Source organism: Thermomonas aquatica, from assembly GCF_006337105.1.
GTDB lineage: Bacteria > Pseudomonadota > Gammaproteobacteria > Xanthomonadales > Xanthomonadaceae > Thermomonas > Thermomonas aquatica.
This window is the reverse complement of record NZ_CP040871.1, coordinates 2,707,384-2,729,135: the sequence shown is the minus strand read 5'-3', so window position 1 is coordinate 2,729,135 and position 21,752 is coordinate 2,707,384. Positions and strand designations below refer to the sequence as shown.

Here is a 21,752-nt window from a genome sequence, read left to right as displayed (position 1 = left end):
GGCCTGCGACTTACTTGAACAGGCGGATGCTGATCGGATAGCGGTACGGCTGGCCGTCGTAGGCCTTGAACGCCGCGATCAGGCTGCATGCCAGCCAGGCCACGGCGATCGCCGCATACACGGCCAGCAGCAGCAAGCCGGCGGGGGCGGTGACCAGCAGGCCGATGCCGAGGGTCAGCAAGGTCGCCCCGACCAGCACGACCGTGATGGCCAGCGCCACGCCGGTGTAGATCAGCATGCTGAGGTTGAAGTTGAGCGCTTCCCTGGCGTGCTCGGCAGCGAAGGGATAGCGGTCGCGCACCAGCAGCCACACCGCCAGTGCGGCGATCGCGCCGGCCACGCCGGCGACCCAGCTGGTCAGCAGCGCCGCAAGCAGGGCCGCCACGTGCGCGCCGGCCGCCCATTGGCGGTCGCTCAGGCCCGGGGACAGGGATTGGATGTTCATGGTCTCCATCGTCGGCTCCCGCCGGAATCGTTCCGGCCTCAGGACGATGATGGGGCCGCCGGCAGGCGATGCAAGCGAAGCGCCGACCGGACCCCGCATGCTGCGATGAAGGGCCTCCGGCGGGCGACGAAACGCCCGCCGGGGCGATGCCGCCTTACTTGATCAGGCGCAGCGCGAAGGGATAGCGATAGGCCACGCCTTCGTTGGCCTTCATGCCGGCGAGGATGCTGAAAATCAGGTTGATGATCCAGATCACCGGCATCAGCAGCAGACCGATGCCGACCACGCTCAGGATGGTGGCGGCCACCCAGCCGATCGCCAGGGTGATCTGGAAGTTCAACGCCTCCTTGGCCTGGTCGTTCAACCAGCCCTTGTCCGGCTTGTCCTTGTTGGTCAGCCAGATCACCAGCGGCACGATGAAGCTGAGGATGATCCCGGACAGATGCGTGAGCAGCGCGAGCGTCTTGTCCTCTTGCGAGGCACCCGACGGTGCGGAGGTAGCTTCGTTGGTTTCCATGCGTGGTTCCCCGAAATGACGGCGCAATGCCGCGATGCCGAGGATAACGCGATCCGCCGCCGCCGGAGGTCAGCCGCGGCGCCCGCGGCGGCGGCCGGGCCAGGGCTCAGCCGCTGCCGGCCACCGTCATCCTGCCGACCAGGATCGAACCGGTGCGGATGTGCGAACGCGGGTCGACATCGGTGCCGACCGCCTCGATCGCGGCGAACACCTGCTTGAGGTTGCCGGCGATGGTGATGCCGTCGACCGGATAGGCGATGTGCCCGCCCTCGACCCAGAAGCCGGCGGCGCCGCGCGAGTAATCGCCGGTGATCGGGTTCACGCCCTGCCCCATCAGCTCGGTGACCAGCAGGCCGCGGCCCATGCCGCGCAGCATCGACTCCAGGTCGCCGGCATTCGCGTGCACGTGCAGGTTGTGCACGCCGCCGGCATTGGCGGTGGTCTGCAAGCCCAATTTGCGCGCGGAATAGCTGCCCAGCACGTAGCGCTGCACAACGCCGCCCTGCACCAGCGGCGATTCGCGGGTGGCCACGCCTTCGGCATCGAACGCGGCGGAACGGAAGCCGCGCGCCAGGAACGGCAGCTCGTCGATGCCGAACCAGTCCGGGAACACCCGCGTCCCGGCGCTGTCGAGCAGGAAGCTGGCCTTGCGGTACAGCGCACCGCCGGACACCGCGCCCAGGTAATGCCCGACCAGCGAACGCGCCATCTCCGCGGCGAACAGCACCGGCACCTCGCCGGTCGGCAGTTGCCGCGGATCGAGCCGTTCCAGCGTGCGCTGCGCCGCCTTGCGGCCGACCGCATCGGCCTGTTCCAGGTCGGACGCTGCCAACGCCACGCTGTACCAGCTGTCGCGTTGCATGGCATCGCCCTCGCCGGCGATCAGCGCGCAGCCGATGCTGTGCGAAGTGCCGCGCTCGCCGCCGAGGAAGCCGTGCGAATTGGCATACACGCTGATCGAGGCATTGGTATTGACCGATGCGCCGTCGGAATTGCCGATCCGCGGATCGCTGTCGCGACCGGCCTGTTCGCTGGCCAGCGCCAGGTCGATGGCACGTTGCGCATCGATGTCCCACGGATGCCAGCCGTCGAACTCGCGCTGGGTGGTGGCCATCAGCTCGGCATCGGCCAGCCCGGCGGCGGCATCGTCCTCGGTGAATCTGGCGATCGCGCAGGCTTGGGCGACCGTCGCCGCGAGGCTGTCCTCGCGCAGGTCGGCGGTGCTGGCGCTGCCCTTGCGCTGGCCGAAATAGACCGTCACCGCGATGCCGCGGTCGCGGGTGGCTTCGACCGTCTCCACCTCGCCCATGCGCACGTTGACCGCAAGCCCGCTGTCCTCGTTGCAGCTGACTTCGGCCTGGCTGGCGCCGGCGGCGCGCGCCTGCTCGAGCAGGCGCTGGGCCACGCCGGACAACCGCTGCAGGCGCGCGTGGCTGTCGTCGGCGACGGGGGCGATATCGATGGCTGGGCTGTTCAATGGATTATCCTGTAGCGATGCGAGGACGCGACGACGAAACCGGGGAATTCTTCAGCCCCAGCCGCAGCGCCAACCGGCGTGCGGCGCTGGACGTGCTGGAACTGGGCGAACAACTGGTGGCGCTGAGTCCGGCGCAGCTGGCCAGGTTGCCGATCCCCGACGAATTGCTGCCGCATATCCGCGAGACCCAGCGCATCGCCTCCTACGGCGCGCGCAAGCGCCAGCTGGCGTTCCTGGCCAAGCAGATGCGCCGGCAGGACGATGCGGCGCTGGACGCGATCCGCGACGCGATGAGCAAGGACGGCGACGCCGCGCGCAGGGAAACCGCTGCGATGCACCGCATCGAGGCGCTGCGCGACGCCCTGCTCGGCGAGGACGGCGACGCGGCGATGACCGAGCTGCTGGACGAACACCCGGACGCCGACCGCCAGAAACTGCGCCAACTGGTGCGCAACGCGCACGAGGAACGCAAGCGCAACAAGCCGCCGCGCGCCTACCGCGAATTGTTCCGCGAATTGCGCGGACTGCAGGCGCAGGACGGAGACGCATCCAACGACGATGCGGACGATGCGTTCGACGACGAAGGCGACGAAGACCACGGCTGATCAACCAGCCCTGGTTCCGCCGACGGTCAATTCCGAAATCAGCAACGAAGGCTGGCCCACGCCCACCGGCACCGACTGCCCGTCCTTGCCGCAGACGCCGACGCCATCGTCCAGCGCCATGTCGTGGCCGATCATCGCCACCTTCTGCATGGTCTCCGGGCCGTTGCCGATCAACGTGGCGCCCTTCACCGGCGCGGTGACCTTGCCGTCCTCGATCAGGTAGGCCTCGGTCGCGCTGAACACGTACTTGCCGCTGGTGATGTCGACCTGGCCGCCGCCGAAATTCACCGCGTACAGGCCCTTTTTCACCGAAGCGATCATTTCCTGCGGGTCGTGGCTGCCGGCGCGCATGTAGGTATTGGTCATGCGCGGCATCACCAGGTGGGCGAACGATTCGCGGCGGCCGTTGCCGGTCGGCGCCATGCCCATCAGCCGCGCATTGAGCGTGTCCTGCATGTAGCCGACCAGCACGCCGTCCTCGATCAGCGTCGTGCAATTGGTCGGGGTGCCTTCGTCGTCGATGTTGAGCGAACCGCGGCGGCCGTCCAGCGTGCCGTCGTCGACGATGGTGACGCCCTTCGATGCCACCCGCTGGCCGATCCGGCCGGCATACGTGGAAGTGCCCTTGCGATTGAAATCGCCTTCCAGGCCGTGGCCGACCGCTTCATGCAGCAGCACGCCGGGCCAGCCCGCGCCCAGCACCACCGGCATCACGCCCGCGGGCGCATCGACGGCGTCGAGGTTCACCAGCGCCTGGCGCAAGGCCTCGCGCGCGAACTTCTCCGGCTTGTCGTCGGCCAGCAGTTGCTCGTACGAATGACGCCCGCCGAAACCGGCGTAACCGGATTCGCGGCGGCCGTTCTGTTCGACGATCACCTGCACGTTCATCCGCACCAGCGGGCGCACGTCGCCCGCCAGCACGCCGTCGCTGCGCGCGACCAGCACGGTATCCACCGCGCCGCTGAGGCTGACCATCACCTGCTGCACGCGCGGGTCCAGTGCGCGCAGCAACCCGTCCACGCGCCGCAACGCCGCGACCTTGGCCTCGTTGCCCAGCGCATCGACCGGATCCAGCGCCGGGTACAGCTGGCGTCCGCCGCTGCGCTGCAAGGCCTGTGCGCCGTGTTCGCGGCCATCGCGGGCGATCGCCCGCGCCGAATGCGCGGAGGCGATCAGCGCCTGCGCGTCGAGGTCGTCGGAATAGGCGAAGCCGGTCTTCTCGCCGGAGATCGCGCGCACGCCCACGCCCTGCTCGATCGAATGCGCGCCGTCCTTGACGATGCCGTCCTCCATGCTCCAGTTCTCGCGGCGCGCATGCTGGAAATACAGGTCGCCGAAATCGATGCCGGGGCCGAGCAGGCTGCCGAAGGCGCGCTGCAGGCTGTCCAGGTCGAGTCCGGTGGGCGCCAGCAGGCGCGATTCGGCGATGGCGAGATGGGTCATGGATGCGATTCGTTCGGCTCGATGATGGGATGGCGGCGAAGCGGCGGGGATCAACCCGGCGGCGGTTCGCGCACCGGCTTGGCTTGCGCCGCCGGGGCGCGGCTGGTGACTTCCACCTTGGGCGAGGCCCATGGCCCGGTGACGCGGTAGGTCTTGGCGCCCAGCCCCTGCAGCGGCTTGTCCAGCACCGCATTGGCGACCGCGCCGACCGCGGCGCCGACCGGGCCGCCGGCGATCGCGCCCACCGCGGTCAGCAGGCCACCGGATTTCGGCAGCACGTCCACGGTCTGGTCGAAGCGCTGGGTGCGCAGGTCCGCGCTACCGCGCACGTGGATGTCCGCGGCCGGTCCCTTGATCGCCAGGTTGTCGGTGCGCGCCGCGCCCTGCGCCAGGCGCACGTCGCCCTTGATGCTGTCGAAGGCGAAGCCCTTGTCGAAGAAATCGCGGAAATCCAGGGTCAAGCGGCGCGGCAATTGCGCGATGCCGAGCAGGCCGAGCACGCGGCCGGCGCCGGGTTCGATTTCCAGCAGGCGGCCATCGCGCGCATCCAGTGCGATGTTCGCCTCCATCGCGCCCGGGTCCAGCACTTCCGGCCCGCCTCGCCAGTTCGCCTCCATCCCGAGCTTGCCCTTGCCGCCGGCGACCTGCCCGCCCAGCCCCAGCCCGGCGAGCAGTGCGCCGATGTCGTCGCTGTCCACGTTCAAGCGCAGTTGCGTGCGCGCCGCATCGCCACGGCCCGACCAGGTGCCGCTGGCGCTCAGGCGCTGCTTGCTGCCGCGCGACGCGAATTCGTCCATGCGCATGCCGCCGGCGACCGGCGTGCTGCGGAAGCGCGCGCTTCCCAATACCGCATCGCCGATGCGCAACTCGCCGACCTCGAACAGCATCGGCGGGATGTTGGCCGGGTCGAACGCGATCGCGCCCGTCGCGGCAGCCGCGGGCAGCGGCGGAGCGGCCACCGGCTTCGCCGGCGCGCCCTTCGCCGGCATCCGCCAATGCAGGCGTTCGAAACGGCCGGCGACGGTCGCACCGTCCTGGTCCGGCACCAGCAACGAACCGGCGATGCCAGCGCCCTGCACCTGCACTGCGGTGCCGCGCGCGGCGGGGGCCAGGATCAGCTTCGCGTCGGCGAAGTTCGAGCCCAGCAGGCGCAACTGCCTGGCATCGACCTCGATCCGGCGCAGCGGCATCGAAGCGCCGCCGCGGTCGCCGGACACCACCCCGATCCAGTCCAGCGCATCCAGCCGGTCCACGCGCCCGCCGATGACCAGCCCATTGGCCGGCGGCGCGTCCGCCACGCTGCCGCCTAGCTGCACGCGCACGCCGGTCTGCTGCCCGCTGCTGCGGCTGCGCAGCGAGAGCAGGTTGCCGAGCTCGACCGCGACCTCGCCGCGTTCCATCGGCAGGTTCACGTCGACCGTCGCCTCCATCGCCTCGGATGCGGGCTTGCGCACGGGTTCCGGCAGGTCGATCGAGGTTCCGACCAGGTTCGAACGCAATTGCAGGCGCGTCGGCGGCGCGGCCTGCGCCGCGCCGTGCGGGATCGCCACCGCCACCGTCCATGCCGAACGCCCGTCCAGGTAGGGCTTCAGCCAGCCGAGGTTGCCGGCCTTGTCGAGCAGGTCGTCGATCCCGGCATTCGCCTGCAGCTCCGCCTCGAACGCCTGGTTCGCGTCGCGCACATGCGGGCCGGCGCGCAACGAGAGCACGCCCGCGGCGCCGTCGTGGCGCACCTGCAGCTTGTCCGCGAGGAAACCGCCGTTGTCGTAACTGGCCTGCCCGCGCACGTTGTCGAAGGCCAGCTTCCAGCGCTCCTCGCGCATCGTGGCGCCGGCAAGGTCGATCCTGCCCTGCATGCGCATCTGCGGCGCGCCGTCGTGGTGGAACGGCAGCAGCATGTGGAAATCGGCGGTGGCCGGGCCCGCCGCCCGTAGGTTGTCCATCACCTCGCCATGTTCCTTGTGCAGCGGGCTCTGCCGCAGCATCGCCAGGAACGCGCCGGCGTCGCCGGCGGCGTTCGCATCCACGCTCAGCTCGGCGCGGCCGAACCGCGGGATGCCGGCCCTGAACGAGCCGACCGGCACGCCGGCGAGCCGGCCGGAGCCGGCGATGGTGAACCCATCCGCCTCGAAGCGGATGTTGCCGTCCAGCTGCTCGATCGCCGGCCAATCCGGCTGGAACTTGAGCTTGCCGCCCTGCATGCGGGCATCGACGCGGAATTTGCCGGCACCGGCGTGGCCGGCCTCGGTGTGGAACGGCCAATCGTCGAGGTCGCCGGCGACCACCGCATGGATGTCGCGCAGGGTGCCGCCCTGGAGCGCGGCATCCAGCCATTCGACGGTCGATTTCGGCATCAGGTGATGGATCCAGAAACCGTGCGCGGCGGAGACCTGGGCGTCACCGATGTCGGCGGCGATGTCGAGGTGCGGGCGCCCGCCATCGTTCGGGAAACCGATGCCGCCGCGCGCCTTCAGGCTGAGCTCCTTGCCGCCGATGGCCAGCCCCGGCGTGCGCACGGTCCAGCCCGCGCCATCGCGCCAGAGCACGGCTTCGCCGTCGAGGGTGAATTGGTGGACCACGCCGAAGCCCGCAGGCCAGTCGAACGCCACCATGGCCGTGCGGTCGAAGCGCAGGCGCAGGCCATCGGCGTCGCCCTGCAGCTGCGCATCGACGCCGCGCATGCCCGGGCTGTTGCCGACCGGCGCGAAATGCAGGCCGCGCACGAGCGCGTCGACGCGCAAGCCGCCGCCGCGCGCGCCGGCCACGTCCACGTTCTCCAGCACCGCACCGGCGGCGGAGCCATGCAGCCAGCGGCGCAGGTCCGGCGACACGCGGTCGCTCAATGCCAGCAAGGCCAGCAGGGGCGCGGCATCGATGCGCCTGGCCCGCAGGCCGTACTGCCCGCCGCCGGCAACGGCGACGCCATCCAGCACCTGCTGGCGCTCGCCTTCGCCGATCCGCAGGCGGGCCGCGCGCGCCTGCCACTGGCGGATGCTGCCGGTCCAGCGCGCGTCCATGTTGACGATGCCGAAATCCAGGGTCGGCGCGCTGCGCCCGCCGGCGAGCGGCGCGCCGCGCAGCACCACGTTTTCCATCGCGGCATCGGCATGCACGTCGACCACGCGGTGCGCCTTCAAGGCCGCCCAGGCCTGGATCCGGCCGCGGCCGGACGCCGGCGCGATCCCGGCGAACTGCACGATGCCGGCCAGCTCGCGCAGGTCTGCCTTGCGCGTGCCCGCGTATACCCGGCCATCGCCGCTGCGGCGGTCGAAATCCAGCGCCATCGCGAACGGCATCGCCCGCTTGCGCAGCCATGCCCGCGCGCCCCCGCGGATGCGCGGGCCGTCCACCCGCATGCGCAGGTCGATGCGCGGCAGGCTCATGTCGACCTGCAGTTCCGGCGCGCTCACGTGCAGGCGCGCATCCGACACCTGCAATTCGCCCAGGCGCTCCAGGGTGGCGAACGGGTCGCCGTCCGCCTGCTGCTGTCCGGGCAGGCCGCGCACGCTCCAGCGCCCGGCCGCGTCGCGCTGCAGGGTCAGGTCCAGCCCGCGCACGCGCAACTCGGTGAACGAACGCCCCGGCAGCAGCCCGGCATATTGGGCGACCAGGATCTCCGCGTCGCCGATGCGCAGCGGATCGGCGCCGTCGCCGATGCGCAGGTTGTCCAGCCGCAGCAGCGGGCCGCGCCGGGTCCATTCGGTTTCGACGTGGTCGAACGCGACCTTGCGTTGCGCGCGCGCGCTCAGCCATTCGGCGATCTTCTGCGGGTGGCGCTCCACCAGCGGCAGCAACTGGCTGCCGATGCCATTGCCCAGCGCGAACAGCACCAGCAGCGCGGCCAAGCCGTACCAGGCGCCACGGCGCAGCAGGCGCAGGCGCCGGCGCAGCGGGGTGGTCATGCCGCGCGCTCAGAGCAGCACGACATCGAACTGCTCCTGCATGTATTGCCCATCCGCCTGGAAGCGGATCGACTTGCCGAGGAATTCCTCCAACTCGGCGACCGCGTTCGACTCTTCGTCGGTGATGCGGCCCACCACCTTCGGCGAGGCGATCACCAGCAGGCGCGCCGCATCGAACTGGCGCACCGCGCGGACGATCTCGCGGAAGATCTCGTAGGTGACGGTTTCCGCGGTCTTGACCGTGCCGCGCCCGCTGCATTCGTGGCAGGGCTCGCTCAACTGGCGTTGCAGCGATTCCACCGTGCGCTTGCGGGTCATCTCCACCAGGCCGAGCGGCGAGAAGTCGTAGACCGTGGTCTTGGCATGGTCGCGCGCCAGCGATTTCTCCAGGGTGCGCAGCACCTGCCGGCGGTGCTCGGCATCGATCATGTCGATGAAGTCGATGATGATGATCCCGCCCAGGTTGCGCAGGCGCAGCTGGCGCGCCACCGCCTGCGCGGCCTCCAGGTTGGTGCGGTAGACCGTCTCCTCCAGGTTGCGCTGGCCGAGGAAGGACCCAGTGTTCACGTCGACCGTGGTCATCGCCTCGGTCTGGTCGATCACCAGGTAACCGCCGGATTTCAGCGGCACTTCCTTCTCCAGCGCGCGGCCGATCTCGTCCTCGACCCCGTACAGGTCGAAGATCGGGCGCGCGCCACCGTAGTGCTCGATCTTCTCCGCCAGTTCCGGCATGTACTGCGCGGCGAATTCGCGCAGGCGCTCGCAGGTCTCGCGCGAATCGACCTTGACCTTCTCCACGTCGCGGCGGATGAGGTCGCGCACCGCGCGCAGCGGCAGGCTGAGGTCCTCGTACACGCAGCTGCCGACCTTGGCGCTGGCGGCAGTTTCCTCGACCAGCTTCCAGGCGCGGCCCAGGTAGGCGACGTCTTCCGCAAGCGCCTCGGCCGGCTGCCCTTCGGCATTGGTGCGCACGATGTAGCCGAACTGCCCGCCGGGCGGCGCCAGTTCGGTCATCAGCGATTTCAGCCGCGCGCGCTCGTCCTCGTCCTCGATCCGCGCGGAGATGCCGAGCACGCGCGAGCGCGGCAGCAGCACCATGTAGCGCGAGGGAATGCTGATCTGGGTGGTCAGCCGGGCGCCCTTGCTGCCGATCGGGTCCTTGACCACCTGCACCACGATCTCGGCGCCGTCGCGCAGCAGTTCGGTGATCGGGATCTGCACCTGCATCGGCGCACTGGCCGGCGCATCGTCGCCCTCGCCGGTGTCGAGCTGGGTGCTGCGGAAGATGTCGTTGGCATGCAGGAAGGCCGCGCGCTCCAGGCCGATGTCTACGAACGCGGCCTGCATGCCCGGCATCACCCGCTGCACCTTGCCCTTGTAGATGTTGCCGACCACGCCGCGCTGGCTGCCGCGCTCGATGTGCAGTTCCTGCAGCATGCCGTTCTCGACCACCGCGACGCGGGTTTCGCGCGGGGTCACGTTGACCAGCAGTTCCTCGCTCATTGCAGCAGCCCGAACCGCTTCAGCAGTTGCGCGGTCTCGAACAAGGGCAGGCCCATCACCCCGCTGTAGCTGCCGGACAGGTGCTCGATGTGGGCCTGGAAGCGGCCCTGGATCGCATAGGCACCGGCCTTGCCGTCCCATTCGCCGCTGGCGATGCAGGCGGCGATGTCGGCATCGGACAGCGCCGCCACCTGCACCTGCGAGGTGGAGACCGCCTGGGTTTCACGCCCGGCCGAGACCAGCGAGACCGCGGTGATGACTTCGTGCGTGCGGCCCGACAGCGTACGCAGCATGCCGGCGGCATCCACCGCATCGGCGGGCTTGCCGAACACGCGGCCGTCGAGGATCACCTCGGTATCCGCGCCAAGCACCACCGCACCCGGCACCGCGACGACCTCCAGCAGGCCGGCGCCGGCCTTCTCGCGCGCCACCCGGCGCACGTATTCGTGGGCGGCTTCGGACGCGCCCTGGCGTTCGGGGATATCGAGGTCGATGACGCCGAAATCGAGGCCCAGGCGGGCCAGCAGTTCGGCGCGGCGCGGCGAGCGCGAGGCAAGATGCAGCATGCGTAAAGTCTAACCCGCGGCTGACTGCGGGCCGCGTGCATTGGCGCACGCAACCCCGCTGCGGCTCACCATGCGTTCACTCCGGCACCGGCGTTCACCTGGCGCCGACCGCGCCGCCCGCTACCATTCCCCCGCATCGACAAGGAGTCCACCATGCCGTTCCGCCCGCTCGTCCTCGCCATCGTCCTTGCCTTCGGGATTCCCATGACCGCTTGCGCCCAACCCCAGACTTCGACCGCTGGCGAGATGCCGGCCACCGGCACCCTGCTGTCCGTCTCCGCATCCGCCGATGCCAAGCGCGTGCCGGACGTGGCCACGATCTCCACCGGCGTGGTCACCCAGGCCACCGACGCCAACGCGGCGATGCGCGCGAATGCCGCGCAGATGGACAAGGTGATGGCCGCGATCCGCGCGGCCGGCATCGCCGAGCGCGACATCCAGACCAGCGGCATCAACCTCAACCCGAACTACAAGTACGTCGAGAACGCGCCGCCGTCCATCGTCGGCTACCAGGCCAGCAACACGGTCAACGTCAAGGTGCGCGACCTGTCCAAGCTCGGCAAGGTGCTGGACACCTTCGTCGAACAGGGCGCCAACCAGGTCAACGGCCCGAGTTTCGAGGTGGACAAGCCGGACGAGGCCTACGACGAGGCGCGCGTCGCCGCGCTCAAGAAGGCGCAGGCGCGCGCCAGGACCTACGCCGAGGCGCTGGGCCTGAAGGTGCGCCGGATCGTCAGCATCAGCGAGGGCGGCGCCAGCTTCCCGCGGCCGATGCCGATGATGCGGGCGATGGCCGCGGATGCCGGCTTCGCCAAGGAAACCTCGGTATCGCCGGGCGAAAGCACGCTGTCGGTCAGCGTCGAGGTGGTGTTCGAACTCGGCGACTGAACCCGGCGCAGGAGCCGTCGCGACGCCCGCCCCGTGCGGGCGTTTTTTTGGCGAATGCGACTCATTGCCGCTTGTCGGCAGGCCGTGGCCGGTCGTCGTCCGCCGGTTGCCGTACGCCAGCGCACGGAGCAGCGTGGAAGCGTGCAATCCGCAGGAGGCCAACCCCATACGTGCCGTCCGCGCGTTGCATGGTTCGTGTTCCCCAACATCGCACCCTGACGGAGGTCGACCATGGTCCGCGCACCCGCCCACGCCCTGTCCCGCTCCACCGGCTTCGCCCTGCTCAAGCCCGCCGAGAAACCGCAGCTGGATTCCGCCCGGATCCTGACCATGAGCGGCACGATCGCGGTGAACTTGCTGGCCTTCGGCATGCTGATGATGCCGCTGTCGATGCCCCCGCCGCTGAGCTCCATCGACGAAGAGCCGCGCGACGACTTCCGCTGGATTCCGCGCGAACAACCGAAACCCGAGAAAGCCGAGATCGTCGAAAAGGCCAAGCCGGTGCCGGTCGATGCCAGGCCCATCGAGAAGCGCCCGGTCACGCCCAAGCCGATCGCAACCGCCTCCTCCGAGATCGTGACCGACAGCGGCAGCGAGTACGTGCCCACCGACAGCGACAACACCGGCGACACCGACGCCCTGGAGATCGCCACGGCGGGGCCCACCGCGATGCAACTCGAATACCGGCTGGCGCCCGCCCCCAGCTATCCGCGCCGCGCCCTGCAGCAGCGGCTGACCGGCACCGTGCTGCTGCAGGTGCTGGTCGGCGTCGACGGCCGCCCGCTTGAAGTCAAGGTCGCGCAGAGCAGCGGCCATCGCGAGCTGGACGAGGCCGCGCGCGCGCAGGTGCTCAAGCGCTGGAGCTTCCAGCCGGCGGCGAAGAACGGCCTGGCCGTGCAGGCGATCGGGATGGTGCCGATCGTGTTCGCGCTGGCGGACTGAGCCGGCCCGGCAGCGGCGGGACGCCCGCATCGACGATGCGGGCGCTTCCCCGCGCGCATGCCGGCTACTGCCGCTTGCCGGCCGCGGTCCGATCGATCCGATCCTGCCGCAGTGGCGCGAAGACCTCGATGGCATGCTCCACATTCGGCGGGAACAGCATGATGTCGCCGGCTTGCAACACGCATTGCCTGCCAGCCGATCCCATCCGCGACCTGCCCGAGACGGTCCAGCCGATCTGTGCGTCGGAATGACGATGCAGCGGCGCCTCGGCACGTTTCGCCCGCGCAATCCGCATCCGGCATCGACGGCATGGCGATGCCGGCGATGCCGGCGAGGCCGCCGCCCTGCGCGCATCGTGGCGGTCAGGCGCGATGGTAGGGATGGTTCGCCAGCAATGCCGCCGCGCGATAGACCTGTTCCGCCAGCACCAGCCGCACCAGCATGTGCGGCAGGGTCAACGGGCCGAGCGACCAGGTTTCGTCGGCACGCTGCAGCGCTTCGGGCGCGTGGCCTTCGGGGCCGCCGATCAGGAAGGCGAGATCGCGCCCCTGCCCGCGCCAATGTTCGAGGCGAACCGCCAGCTGTTCGGAAGAATGCATCTTGCCGCGGCCATCGAGCGCGACCACATGCGCATGCTTCGGCAAGGCGGCTAGCACGCGCGCGCCTTCGTCGGCCATCGCCTTCGCGGTATCGCGGCCCTTGCCGCGCACGCCGGGCTCCACCTCGACCAGGTCCAGCGGCAGCCAGTGCGACAGGCGTTTCTGGTACTCGGAGAAACCCTGCGCCACCCAGGCGGGCGCGCGTTCGCCGACGGCGACCAGGCGCGCCTTCAAGGGTTCAGAGTTGCGATTCGGCGTCGCTTTCGCCGATCTGATCCGGCGGCTGGTCGCCGACCGTCCACAGCCGTTCCAGCGCGTAGAACTCGCGCACCCGCGGCAGCATCACGTGGACCACGACATCGCCCAGGTCGACCAGCACCCACTCGGCCTCGCGCTCGCCTTCCACGCCCAGCGGCATCACGTCGAGCTTCTTGGCGAAGCGCACCACTTCGTCGGCGATCGACTTCACGTGGCGGGTCGAGGTACCCGAAGCGACCACCATGAAATCGCAGACGCTGCTCTTGCCGCGCACGTCGATCCGGGTCACGTCCTTGGCCTTCAGTTCGTCCAGCGCGGCATGCACGGTCTTCAGGAGCGATTCCACCGACGGCGGCGGGTTGGGCAGGCTGGTCTTGATGACGTGGGCGGTAGTGGTCAAGGGCGAAGCCCGGCGTCGGGCGCGTTATGGGGACGGCACCAGTATATCCCCCGGGTCGCGATACAGCCCCTCGCGGACGATATAGGCCGCCACCGCCGGGGGAACCCAGCCGATCCAGTCCCCGCCCGTGCGGATGCGGCGGCGCAGCTCGGTGGAGGATTCCGGGCGAAGTTGCGGCATCGGCAGCAGGGCGAAGCCACCGTTCGCGGCGGCAGCCAGGTCGGCCGGCGGCAGCCAGCGGCCGGCGATCTCGGCCAGCACCTCCGGCGCCTGTTGGCGCAGGCGCGCGGCATCGACCTGCGACCCCGGCCGCTGCACCGCGACGATGTGGGCGCGGTCGAACAATTCGCGCCAGCGATGCCAGGCATGCAGCTGCAACAGCGAATCGGCGCCGATCAGCCAGGCGATGGGCGCGGCCTCGCCATGTTCCGCGCGCAACTCGCCGAGCGTGTCGAAGGTGTAGGAAGGCCCGTCCCGCCGCAGTTCGCGACGGTCCACCGACAAGCCCGCTTCACCGGCCACCGCCAGCTCCAGCATCTCCGCGCGTTGCATCGCATCGGCGCGGGTCGGGCCCTTGTGCGGCGGATCGTGCGCCGGGAGCAGCGCGACCTCGGCACCCAGCCCGTCGCGCGCCGCGCGCGCCACCGCCAGGTGGCCGTTGTGCACCGGGTCGAAGGTGCCGCCGTAGCAGACCAGCAGCTTGCGCACGCTCACGAAGCGAGCAGCCGCGCCGCGCCCTTGTCGGCCATCGCCAGCAGCAGGCGTTCCAGCTGCAGCCACGCGTCCGGCGATTCCTCGCCGATGCGCACGCGGCCCTTGGCGATGCGGTCGACCCGCCCGGCCTCGACCAGGAAACGCTGCCAGCGCTCCGGCGGATGCTTGCCCAGCGCGCGCTTGTACACCGCCTGCTTGGAGTCCCAGATGCGCAGCGCCTTGCATTCGGCGGCGAAATTGCGCGCGCGCGCCAGCGCGGCCACGGTCTGCAGTTCCTTGACCACCATGCCCATCAGCGCCGGCACCGCCTCGCCTTCCGCGCGCAGGCCGGCGAGCATGCGCGAGACCTGCGCGGCATTGCCGTTGAGCGAGGCATCGACCAGGCGGAACACGTCGAAGCGCGCGGAATCGGCGACCAAGGCGTCCATCGCCTCCGCATCCAACGGTTTGGATGCGGCATCGGCTTGCGCCAGCAGCGCCAGCTTGTCCACTTCCTGCGCGGCGGCCAGCAGGTTGCCCTCGATGCGCTGGGCCAGCCGCGCCACCGCATCCGGCGTGGCCTTCACCCCGCGGCTGCGCAGCCGGCGATCGATCCAGCCGGTGAGTTCGTGCGGCTTGACCTGCCAGGCGATGCAGGCATGGCCGACGCGGCCGATCGCTTCGCTCCACTTGCCCGGATGCTGGCGCGACCAGTCGCCGGCGATCACCAGCAGGACCACGTCCGGCGGCGGTTCCGCGCAGAACCCGCAGACCAGCTTGCTGCCCTCGTTGCCGGGCTTGCCGGTCGGCAGCCGCACCTCGACCAGGCGGCGGGTGGCGAACAGGCTGGGCGCGTGGATCGACGCGGCCAGGCCGTCCCAGTCGGCATCGCGGCCCTCCATGTCGTGCACTTCGCGCTCTTCGATGCCCTGCGCGCGCGCAGCGGCACGGACCGCGTCGGCGGCTTCGAGGACCAGCAGGGTTTCCGGCCCGGCAACCAGATACGCCGGGCGCAGCGGCTCGCCGGCCAGTTGCGAGGCGATGCGATCGACGCTCAGTTCCATCGCGTCAAGCGCGACCCATCGTCATTGCGCGGCGGCGGGCTTCGATGCGGCGTCGACGCGGCGCAGGATCGCCGCGGCCATGTCGCGGCGCAGTTCGCGCACCAGCAGCTCGCGCTCGCTGGCCTTGCCGATCGAGTCGACCGCGGGCGCCAGGTAATCGCGCGACAGTTCCACCGCCTGTTGCGGCACCGCGGCGCTGCCGTCGGCGCGGCGCATGCTGAAGATCACCGCATAGCGCAGCGAGAACTCCTGCGCACGGCCGAACTGGTCGTGGCTGATCGGGGTATCCGCCCATTGTTCGGAAATCACCTGCAGGGTGGCCACGCCGTCGGCCGCATCGGCCGCGGCCGCCTGCGCGCCGGCGCGCTTCAGGCCATCGGCCAGCAACTCGCCCAAGGGGCTGTACGGATCCGCGGCCAACACCCGCACCGGGCCGAGGTTGGCCGGCAGGTTCAGGGCATTGCGCAGGTGGAAACCGCAACCGGTGAGCAGCGCGGCGGCGAGGGCGAGTACGGCGAGGCGTCGGGTCATGGCGGCAGTCTAAGCGATCGGCTAGCCGAAGTCGGCGGCGGTCAGCCCGCCACCACGATATTGACGATCTTGCCCGGGACCACGATCAGCTTCCTGATCTCCTTGCCGGCGACGAAGGCCGCGACATTCGGTTCGGCCAGGGCGGCGGCCTCGACCGCCTCGCGCGCGGCGTCCGGGGCCACTTCTATCGTGCCGCGCAGCTTGCCGTTGACCTGCACCGCCAGGGTCAGCGCGTCGCGCACCAGCGCGGCCGGGTCGGCCTGCGGGAACGGGATGTCTTCCAGCAATGCCTCCGCATGGCCGAGCGCCTGCCACAGCGCATGGCTGATGTGCGGGGTGATCGGGTTGAGCAGCAGGACGATCGCCTCGAACGCCTCGTGGCGCACCGCGCGCCCCTGGTCGGACATGTCGTTGAACTTGTTGACGTGGTTCAGCAGCTCCATCAGCGCGGCGATCGCGGTGTTGAAGCTGTGGCGGCGGCCGTAGTCGTCGCCGACCTTCTGGATCGCCTCGTGGATGTGGCGGCGCAGGGTCTTCTGCGCGGCGTCGAGCGCGGCCGGATCGGTTTGCGGATGGTCGGGCTGGGCCACGTGCGCGTGCACGTCGCGCCACAGCCGGCGCAGGAAGCGCGCCATGCCTTCCACGCCGGCATCGCTCCATTCCAGCGACTGCTCCGGCGGCGCGGCGAACATCGAGAACAGGCGCACGGTGTCGGCGCCGTACCTGTCGACCAGCACCTGCGGGTCGACGCCGTTGTTCTTCGACTTCGACATCTTCTCGGTGCCGCCGATCAGCACCGGCAGGCCGTCGACCAGCGACTTCGCGCCGATCACGCGCATGCGCTCGTCGTGCTCCAGTTCGACGTCGGCGGGATTGATCCATTCCTTCGCGCCGAGTTCGTCCTCGCGATAGAAGGTGTCGGCGATCACCATGCCCTGGGTGAGCAGGCGGGTGGCCGGTTCGTCGCTCGCCACCAGCCCCGCGTCACGCAGGAGCTTGTGGTAGAAGCGGAAATACATCAGGTGCAGGATCGCGTGCTCGATGCCGCCGATGTACTGGTCGACCGGCAGCCAGTAATCCGCGCGCTCATCGACCATGTCGCTCGCGCCCGGCGAGGTGTAGCGCGCGTAGTACCAGCTCGACTCCATGAAGGTGTCGAAGGTGTCGGTCTCGCGTTCGGCCGGCTTGCCGCAGTTCGGGCAGGCGGTCTTGCGCCAGTCGGGATCGGACTTGATCGGCGAATGCACGTCGCCCGAGGCGAAGGCATCGGCCACGTCTTCCGGCAGCAGCACCGGCAGTTGGTCCTCCGGCACCGGCACCGCACCGCAGGCGGCGCAGTACACCACCGGGATCGGGCAGCCCCAGTAGCGCTGGCGGCTCACGCCCCAGTCGCGCAGGCGGAAATTGACCCGGCGCGCGCCGCTGCCGTCGGCTTCGAACTTCGCCGCCAGCGCATCGAACGCGGCGTCGAAATCAATGCCGTTGAAGTCGCCGGAATTGATCAGCCAGCCACGCTCGGTCTGCGCGCCGTCTTCGTCGATGCGGCGCAGGTATTCGCGCACGACTTCGACCGCGGCATCGACCTCGACCACGTCGTCCGGCGCATGCCCGCCCAGCGCGACCGCCATCGGGTCGTCGTGCTCGGCGACGTGCGAGGCCATTTCCTCCAGCGCGTCGCGGGTCGCGGCATCCACGATCACCGGCTTCACCGGCAGGCCGTAGGCCTTGGCGAATTCCCAGTCGCGCTGGTCGTGCGCCGGCACCGCCATCACCGCGCCGGTGCCGTAGCCCATCAGCACGAAGTTGGCGACGTAGACCGGGACGTCCTCGCCGGTGACCGGATGGATCGCCCACAGGCCGGTGGCCATGCCGCGCTTTTCCTGGGTCTCCAGCTCGGCCTCGGACACGCCGCCCTGCTTGAGGTCGGCCAGGAACGCGGCCAGTTCCGGATTGTTGGCGGCAGCCTTCAGCGCCAGCGGATGCTCGCCGGCGACGCTGATGAAGGTCACGCCCATCAGGGTGTCGGGGCGGGTGGTGAACACGGTCAGCGGCTCGGCTTCGCCATCGACCTTGAACTGGATCTCCAGGCCCTCGCTGCGGCCGATCCAGTTGCGCTGCATGGTCTTGACCGAATCCGGCCAGCCCGGGAGCTTGTCCAGTTCGTCCAGCAATTCCTGCGCGTAGTCGGTGATGCGCAGGAACCACTGCGGGATCTCGCGCTTCTCGACCAGCGCGCCGGTGCGCCAGCCGCGGCCGTCGATCACCTGCTCGTTGGCCAGCACGGTCTGGTCGACCGGATCCCAGTTGACCACGCTGTTCTTGCGATACGCCACGCCCTTCTTCAGCAGGCGCACGAACATCCGCTGCTCGTGCACGTAGTAGTCCGGCTTGCAGGTGGCGAACTCGCGGCTCCAGTCGATCGCGTAGCCCAGCGACTTCAGCTGCGCGCGCATGTGCTCGATGTTGGAATACGTCCACTTGGCCGGCGCGGTCTTGTTCTTGATCGCGGCGTTTTCCGCCGGCAGGCCGAACGCGTCCCAGCCCATCGGCTGCAGCACGTTGTGGCCGGTCATGCGCTTGTGGCGGCTGATCACGTCGCCGATGGTGTAGTTGCGCACGTGGCCGACATGCAGCGCACCGGACGGATACGGCAGCATCGACAGGCAGTAGTACTTGGGCTTGTCGGACTGCTCGCTCACCTCGAAGGCGCGGGTATTCGCCCAGAACGACTGGGCGGCGGATTCGACGGAGCGGGGATCGTAGGCGACGGGTTCGGACACGGCGAAAACTGCGGGAATCGGGCCGCAAAGCCTACCGCAGCGCAGCATCCGCCGCCATTCGCGGGGCTTGCGTGGCACCATCCGGCATCGCCCATCGCCAAGTGCCGCCGGGGAACCGCCATGCGCCATCGCCTGCTCGCCGCCGCCGTGCTGTCCGCGCTCGCCCTGCCCGCCTCCGCGGCCGATGCGCCCGACAAGGGAAGCGCCCTGCACTGCGGCAACCTGTTCGACAGCCGCGCCGGCAAGCTGGTGGGCGCGCATACGCTGGTGGTGCGCGATGGCAAGATCGCCGAAGTGCTGGCCGGCCGCGTCGAGGCGCCCGCCAATGCGACCGCCATCGACCTTTCGGGCCATACCTGCATGGCCGGCTGGACCGACCTGCACGTGCACCTGGACGGCGAATCCAACCCGCAGAGCTATTCCGAGGGCTTTCGCCTGGACGACGTGGACTTCGCCTTCCGCAGCGTGGGCTATGCCGAGAAGACCCTGCTGGCCGGCTTCACCAGCGTGCGCGACCTCGGCGGCACGGTCACCCTGCACCTGCGCGACGCGATCAACCAGGGCCTGATCAAGGGCCCGCGGATCTGGGCGGCGGGCACCGCCATCGCCACCACCGGCGGCCACGCCGACCCCACCAATGGCTACAACACGCAGCTGTCGCACCTGCTGGGCCCGCCCGGCCCCACCGAGGGCGTGGTCAATTCGATCGACGATGCCCGCCGGGCGGTGCGCCAGCGCTACAAGGACGGCAGCGACGTGATCAAGATCACCGCCACCGGCGGCGTGCTCAGCTACGCGAAATCGGGCGACGCGCCGCAGTTCACCGTCGAGGAAGTGAAGGCGATCGTCGACACCGCCAAGGACTACGGCTACCGCGTGGCCGCGCATGCGCACGGCGAGGAAGGCATGTACCGCGCGGTCGCCGGCGGGGTGACCAGCATCGAGCACGGCACCTACATGAGCGAGCGGGTGATGAAGCTGATGAAGGAGAAAGGCACCTGGTACGTGCCGACCATCACCGCCGGCCGCTTCGTCGCCGACAAGGCCAAGATCGACGGCTACTTCCCCGACGTGGTGCGGCCGAAGGCCGCGCGGATCGGCGCGCAGATCCAGGACACCGCCGGCCGCGCCTACCGCAACGGGGTGAAGATCGCCTTCGGCACCGACATGGGCGTGGGCCCGCACGGCCAGAATGCGAAGGAATTCGTGTACATGGTCGAGGCCGGGATGCCTGCGGCCTACGCGCTGCAGGCGGCCACGATCCGCGCCGCCGAGGTCCTGGGCGTGGACGACCAGGGCGTGGTGGAAGCCGGCAAGCGCGCCGACATCATTGCCATGCCGGGCGATCCGCTGGCCGATATCGGCAACACCATGAAGGTCGATTTCGTGATGAAGGACGGCGTGGTCTATCGGGAACCGGCGCGATGAGCGGGCGGCGATCGCGGCGCTGACAGCGAAGCGCCGGCCGCCAGCCACCAGCCGAACCACAGCGCGAACGCGATGCGCTGGGCCAGCCCCACCCATGGCCCGATCGGCGCGAACACCGCGAGCAGCGGCAGCAGCGTCCCGGCGGCCATGCAAGCCAACGCGAACGGCATGCCGCGCCGCGCACCGATGGCGAGCAGCAACATGCCCGGCACGAAGGCGATCCACCACAGCATCCAGGCCAGCGCATGCAGGCGGCTCGCGGTGGAACCGGCATCACTCGGATCCAGCGGCAACAGGCCCTGCGCCGCGAACGCCAGTGCCGACAGCTGCGCCAGCACCACGCCGATCCGCGCAAGCCAGCCGGCCCCGGCGAGGCCCGCGCGCAGGCGCAGCCCGACCCATGCCAGCAGCAGTCCCGGCAGCACGAAGGCCAGCAGGTTGAAGGCGAAGGCCCATGGCAAGCCGGCGGTTCCGCGCAATGCGACCGGGTGGATACGATGCGAATATTCGGGCACGCCGACGTTCGCCAATGCGAGTGCGATGGCGAACGAGGCAGCCGCGAGCCAGGCCGGACGGTGCGCGATCGCGTTCATCGACAAGCCTGCTTGAACTGGGTGTCGAGGAATGCTTCCATCTTCGGGAATTCGTCCAGCGGTTCGGCGTGGCCGCCCTGCACCACCAGATGCTCGGCAGCATGGCGAAACCCGTGCGTTTTCAGTCGCTGCATCATCGCATCGCTCATTTCCTTCGATGGCCAGGCCTCATCCTGCGCCGCCGACACGAACTGCACCGGGCCATTGATCTTCTCCACTGGAATCGCCGCGCGCTGCATCGCCGCCTTATCGCGCATGATGGTTTCGAAGGCACCGCGCAGGTTGCCGACCAGCAGGTCCGGCGTCGCGCCCCAGGTCATCGGCACGAACGGCAGCGGCTGGTCGTGGAAGGAGAAGCCGGGCGTGGTCATCGCATCGGTCAGCGCCGGGAACACCGCGCTGCCGGGCACGATCGCCACCACCGCCCTGATGTCCGGATAGCGGCTGGCCAGCAGCAATGCGAGTTCGGCGCCACGGGAACCGCCGATCACCGCGATGCAGCGCCCGTCCACGCGCGGATCCTGCGCCGCTTCCATGATCGCCGCATGCACGCCGTCCAGCGAAATGCGGTCGAGGTGCTCCGGCGAGTTCGGCGTGCCGAAATAGCCGAGCGCGAGCAGCGCGTAGCCCCGGTCGAGGAAGCGCTCGCGCTGCCGCTTCCAGCGTTCGCTGGCCCAGGGATTGCCGCCCTCGCTGCCGCCGAGACCGACCAGCAAGGGATGCTTGCCGCCTTCGCGCGCGAACAGTTCCACATCCACCTGCCCATGCCGCGCGGGCAAGGTCTTGGTATCGAAGCGCTCGACCACCCACCACATGTACGCCGCCAGCAGCAACGCCAGCACGACCACGATGCCCAGCGTCCATTTGACGAAACGCCGGCCCTTGCCCGATGCCTTGCTCATTCCGGTTTGTTCCAATGGAACACCTCTTCGATGCGCACGCCCAGCGCATCGGCGATGCGGAAGCCCAGTTCCAGCGATGGCGCGTAGCGCCCCGCTTCCAGCGCGATGATGGTCTGCCGGGTGACGCCGCAGGCATCGGCCAGCGCCTGCTGGGTCATCTCGCCGCGGGCGAAGCGCAGGCGGCGGATCTCGTTGCCGATCGCGGTGCCGGCCATG

Annotated in this window: 21 protein-coding genes; 4 read left to right on the top strand and 17 right to left on the bottom strand. The window is 69.8% G+C overall.

Going from position 1 to position 21,752, the window contains the following annotated elements:
* Window positions 1-10: 10 nt before the first annotated feature.
* The 3 genes from FHQ07_RS12935 to pmbA form a co-directional block, all read right to left on the bottom strand.
* A complete protein-coding gene (locus FHQ07_RS12935) occupies window positions 11-445 on the bottom strand; it encodes a DUF4870 domain-containing protein (protein WP_240703499.1) in 435 nt (144 codons plus the stop codon).
* 154 nt (window positions 446-599) lie between these two features.
* Window positions 600-962: a DUF4870 domain-containing protein gene (locus FHQ07_RS12930; RefSeq protein ID WP_139717322.1), complete on the bottom strand. Its 363-nt coding sequence runs from the start codon at window positions 960-962 to the stop codon at window positions 600-602.
* A gap of 106 nt (window positions 963-1,068) precedes the next feature.
* Complete coding sequence (pmbA, locus tag FHQ07_RS12925; protein ID WP_425476972.1) at window positions 1,069-2,424, bottom strand: metalloprotease PmbA; 1,356 nt, start codon at window positions 2,422-2,424, stop codon at window positions 1,069-1,071.
* A 32-nt stretch (window positions 2,425-2,456) separates the two neighbouring features.
* On the opposite strand from pmbA, the gene yjgA reads away from it, so the two are divergent.
* Window positions 2,457-3,044, top strand: a complete 588-nt coding sequence (gene yjgA / locus FHQ07_RS12920; RefSeq protein ID WP_139717319.1) for a ribosome biogenesis factor YjgA — start codon at window positions 2,457-2,459, stop codon at window positions 3,042-3,044.
* Here the strand turns inward: yjgA and tldD are convergent, their stop codons facing one another.
* From tldD to FHQ07_RS12900, 4 genes are read right to left on the bottom strand one after another with little or no spacing between them, the layout of a single operon-like run.
* Window positions 3,045-4,487 (bottom strand): metalloprotease TldD, encoded by a 1,443-nt coding sequence (tldD, locus tag FHQ07_RS12915; protein ID WP_139717317.1) that lies wholly within the window; start codon window positions 4,485-4,487, stop codon window positions 3,045-3,047.
* Between the two features lie 50 nt (window positions 4,488-4,537).
* On the bottom strand, window positions 4,538-8,389 hold the full coding sequence (locus tag FHQ07_RS12910; RefSeq protein ID WP_139717315.1) for a YhdP family protein: 3,852 nt from the start codon (window positions 8,387-8,389) through the stop codon (window positions 4,538-4,540).
* Window positions 8,390-8,398: 9 nt separating this feature from the next.
* Entirely contained in the window at window positions 8,399-9,892 is a 1,494-nt protein-coding gene (gene rng, locus FHQ07_RS12905) for a ribonuclease G (protein WP_139717313.1), read from the bottom strand.
* Window positions 9,889-10,458, bottom strand: a complete 570-nt coding sequence (locus FHQ07_RS12900; protein ID WP_139717311.1) for a Maf family protein — start codon at window positions 10,456-10,458, stop codon at window positions 9,889-9,891. Before FHQ07_RS12900 ends, rng begins: the two co-directional genes overlap by 4 nt.
* 153 nt (window positions 10,459-10,611) lie before the next feature.
* Between FHQ07_RS12900 and FHQ07_RS12895 the strand changes: the two genes are divergently transcribed.
* A complete protein-coding gene (locus tag FHQ07_RS12895) occupies window positions 10,612-11,346 on the top strand; it encodes an SIMPL domain-containing protein (RefSeq protein ID WP_139717309.1) in 735 nt (244 codons plus the stop codon).
* A 231-nt stretch (window positions 11,347-11,577) separates the two neighbouring features.
* The gene (locus FHQ07_RS12890; RefSeq protein WP_139717307.1) at window positions 11,578-12,288 is read left to right on the top strand and encodes an energy transducer TonB; all 711 of its coding nucleotides are present in this window, start codon (window positions 11,578-11,580) and stop codon (window positions 12,286-12,288) included.
* A 64-nt stretch (window positions 12,289-12,352) separates the two neighbouring features.
* Here FHQ07_RS12890 and FHQ07_RS12885 read toward each other — a convergent pair whose 3' ends face one another.
* From FHQ07_RS12885 to leuS, 7 genes are all read right to left on the bottom strand, one after another.
* The gene (locus FHQ07_RS12885) at window positions 12,353-12,583 is read right to left on the bottom strand and encodes a cupin domain-containing protein (protein ID WP_139717305.1); all 231 of its coding nucleotides are present in this window, start codon (window positions 12,581-12,583) and stop codon (window positions 12,353-12,355) included.
* A 67-nt stretch (window positions 12,584-12,650) separates the two neighbouring features.
* Window positions 12,651-13,121 carry a 23S rRNA (pseudouridine(1915)-N(3))-methyltransferase RlmH gene (gene rlmH, locus FHQ07_RS12880; protein ID WP_139717303.1) on the bottom strand — a complete coding sequence of 157 codons (471 nt, stop codon included), beginning with the start codon at window positions 13,119-13,121 and terminating at the stop codon, window positions 12,651-12,653.
* A 4-nt stretch (window positions 13,122-13,125) separates the two neighbouring features.
* Window positions 13,126-13,545: a ribosome silencing factor gene (gene rsfS, locus FHQ07_RS12875; RefSeq protein WP_139717301.1), complete on the bottom strand. Its 420-nt coding sequence runs from the start codon at window positions 13,543-13,545 to the stop codon at window positions 13,126-13,128.
* 24 nt (window positions 13,546-13,569) lie between these two features.
* Window positions 13,570-14,259 carry a nicotinate-nucleotide adenylyltransferase gene (gene nadD, locus FHQ07_RS12870; RefSeq protein ID WP_139717299.1) on the bottom strand — a complete coding sequence of 230 codons (690 nt, stop codon included), beginning with the start codon at window positions 14,257-14,259 and terminating at the stop codon, window positions 13,570-13,572.
* Window positions 14,256-15,302, bottom strand: a complete 1,047-nt coding sequence (gene holA / locus FHQ07_RS12865; RefSeq protein ID WP_139717297.1) for a DNA polymerase III subunit delta — start codon at window positions 15,300-15,302, stop codon at window positions 14,256-14,258. Before holA ends, nadD begins: the two co-directional genes overlap by 4 nt.
* Before the next feature lie 21 nt (window positions 15,303-15,323).
* Window positions 15,324-15,833 carry an LPS-assembly lipoprotein LptE gene (locus tag FHQ07_RS12860; protein WP_139717295.1) on the bottom strand — a complete coding sequence of 170 codons (510 nt, stop codon included), beginning with the start codon at window positions 15,831-15,833 and terminating at the stop codon, window positions 15,324-15,326.
* A gap of 41 nt (window positions 15,834-15,874) precedes the next feature.
* Complete coding sequence (gene leuS / locus FHQ07_RS12855; protein WP_139717293.1) at window positions 15,875-18,661, bottom strand: leucine--tRNA ligase; 2,787 nt, start codon at window positions 18,659-18,661, stop codon at window positions 15,875-15,877.
* Window positions 18,662-18,733: 72 nt separating this feature from the next.
* Here leuS and FHQ07_RS12850 point away from each other — a divergent pair, with 72 nt between their 5' ends.
* The gene (locus tag FHQ07_RS12850; protein WP_139717291.1) at window positions 18,734-20,041 is read left to right on the top strand and encodes a metal-dependent hydrolase family protein; all 1,308 of its coding nucleotides are present in this window, start codon (window positions 18,734-18,736) and stop codon (window positions 20,039-20,041) included.
* Here FHQ07_RS12850 and FHQ07_RS12845 read toward each other — a convergent pair.
* The 3 genes from FHQ07_RS12845 to FHQ07_RS12835 are packed head-to-tail and all read right to left on the bottom strand — an operon-like array spanning window position 20,020 to window position 21,751.
* The gene (locus tag FHQ07_RS12845; RefSeq protein ID WP_139717289.1) at window positions 20,020-20,634 is read right to left on the bottom strand and encodes a DUF998 domain-containing protein; all 615 of its coding nucleotides are present in this window, start codon (window positions 20,632-20,634) and stop codon (window positions 20,020-20,022) included. The genes FHQ07_RS12850 and FHQ07_RS12845 overlap by 22 nt on opposite strands.
* Entirely contained in the window at window positions 20,631-21,536 is a 906-nt protein-coding gene (locus FHQ07_RS12840) for an alpha/beta fold hydrolase (RefSeq protein ID WP_139717288.1), read from the bottom strand. The genes FHQ07_RS12845 and FHQ07_RS12840 overlap by 4 nt, the downstream gene beginning before the upstream one ends.
* Window positions 21,533-21,751 (bottom strand): helix-turn-helix domain-containing protein, encoded by a 219-nt coding sequence (locus FHQ07_RS12835; protein ID WP_139717286.1) that lies wholly within the window; start codon window positions 21,749-21,751, stop codon window positions 21,533-21,535. Before FHQ07_RS12835 ends, FHQ07_RS12840 begins: the two co-directional genes overlap by 4 nt.
* Window position 21,752 lies beyond the last annotated feature (1 nt).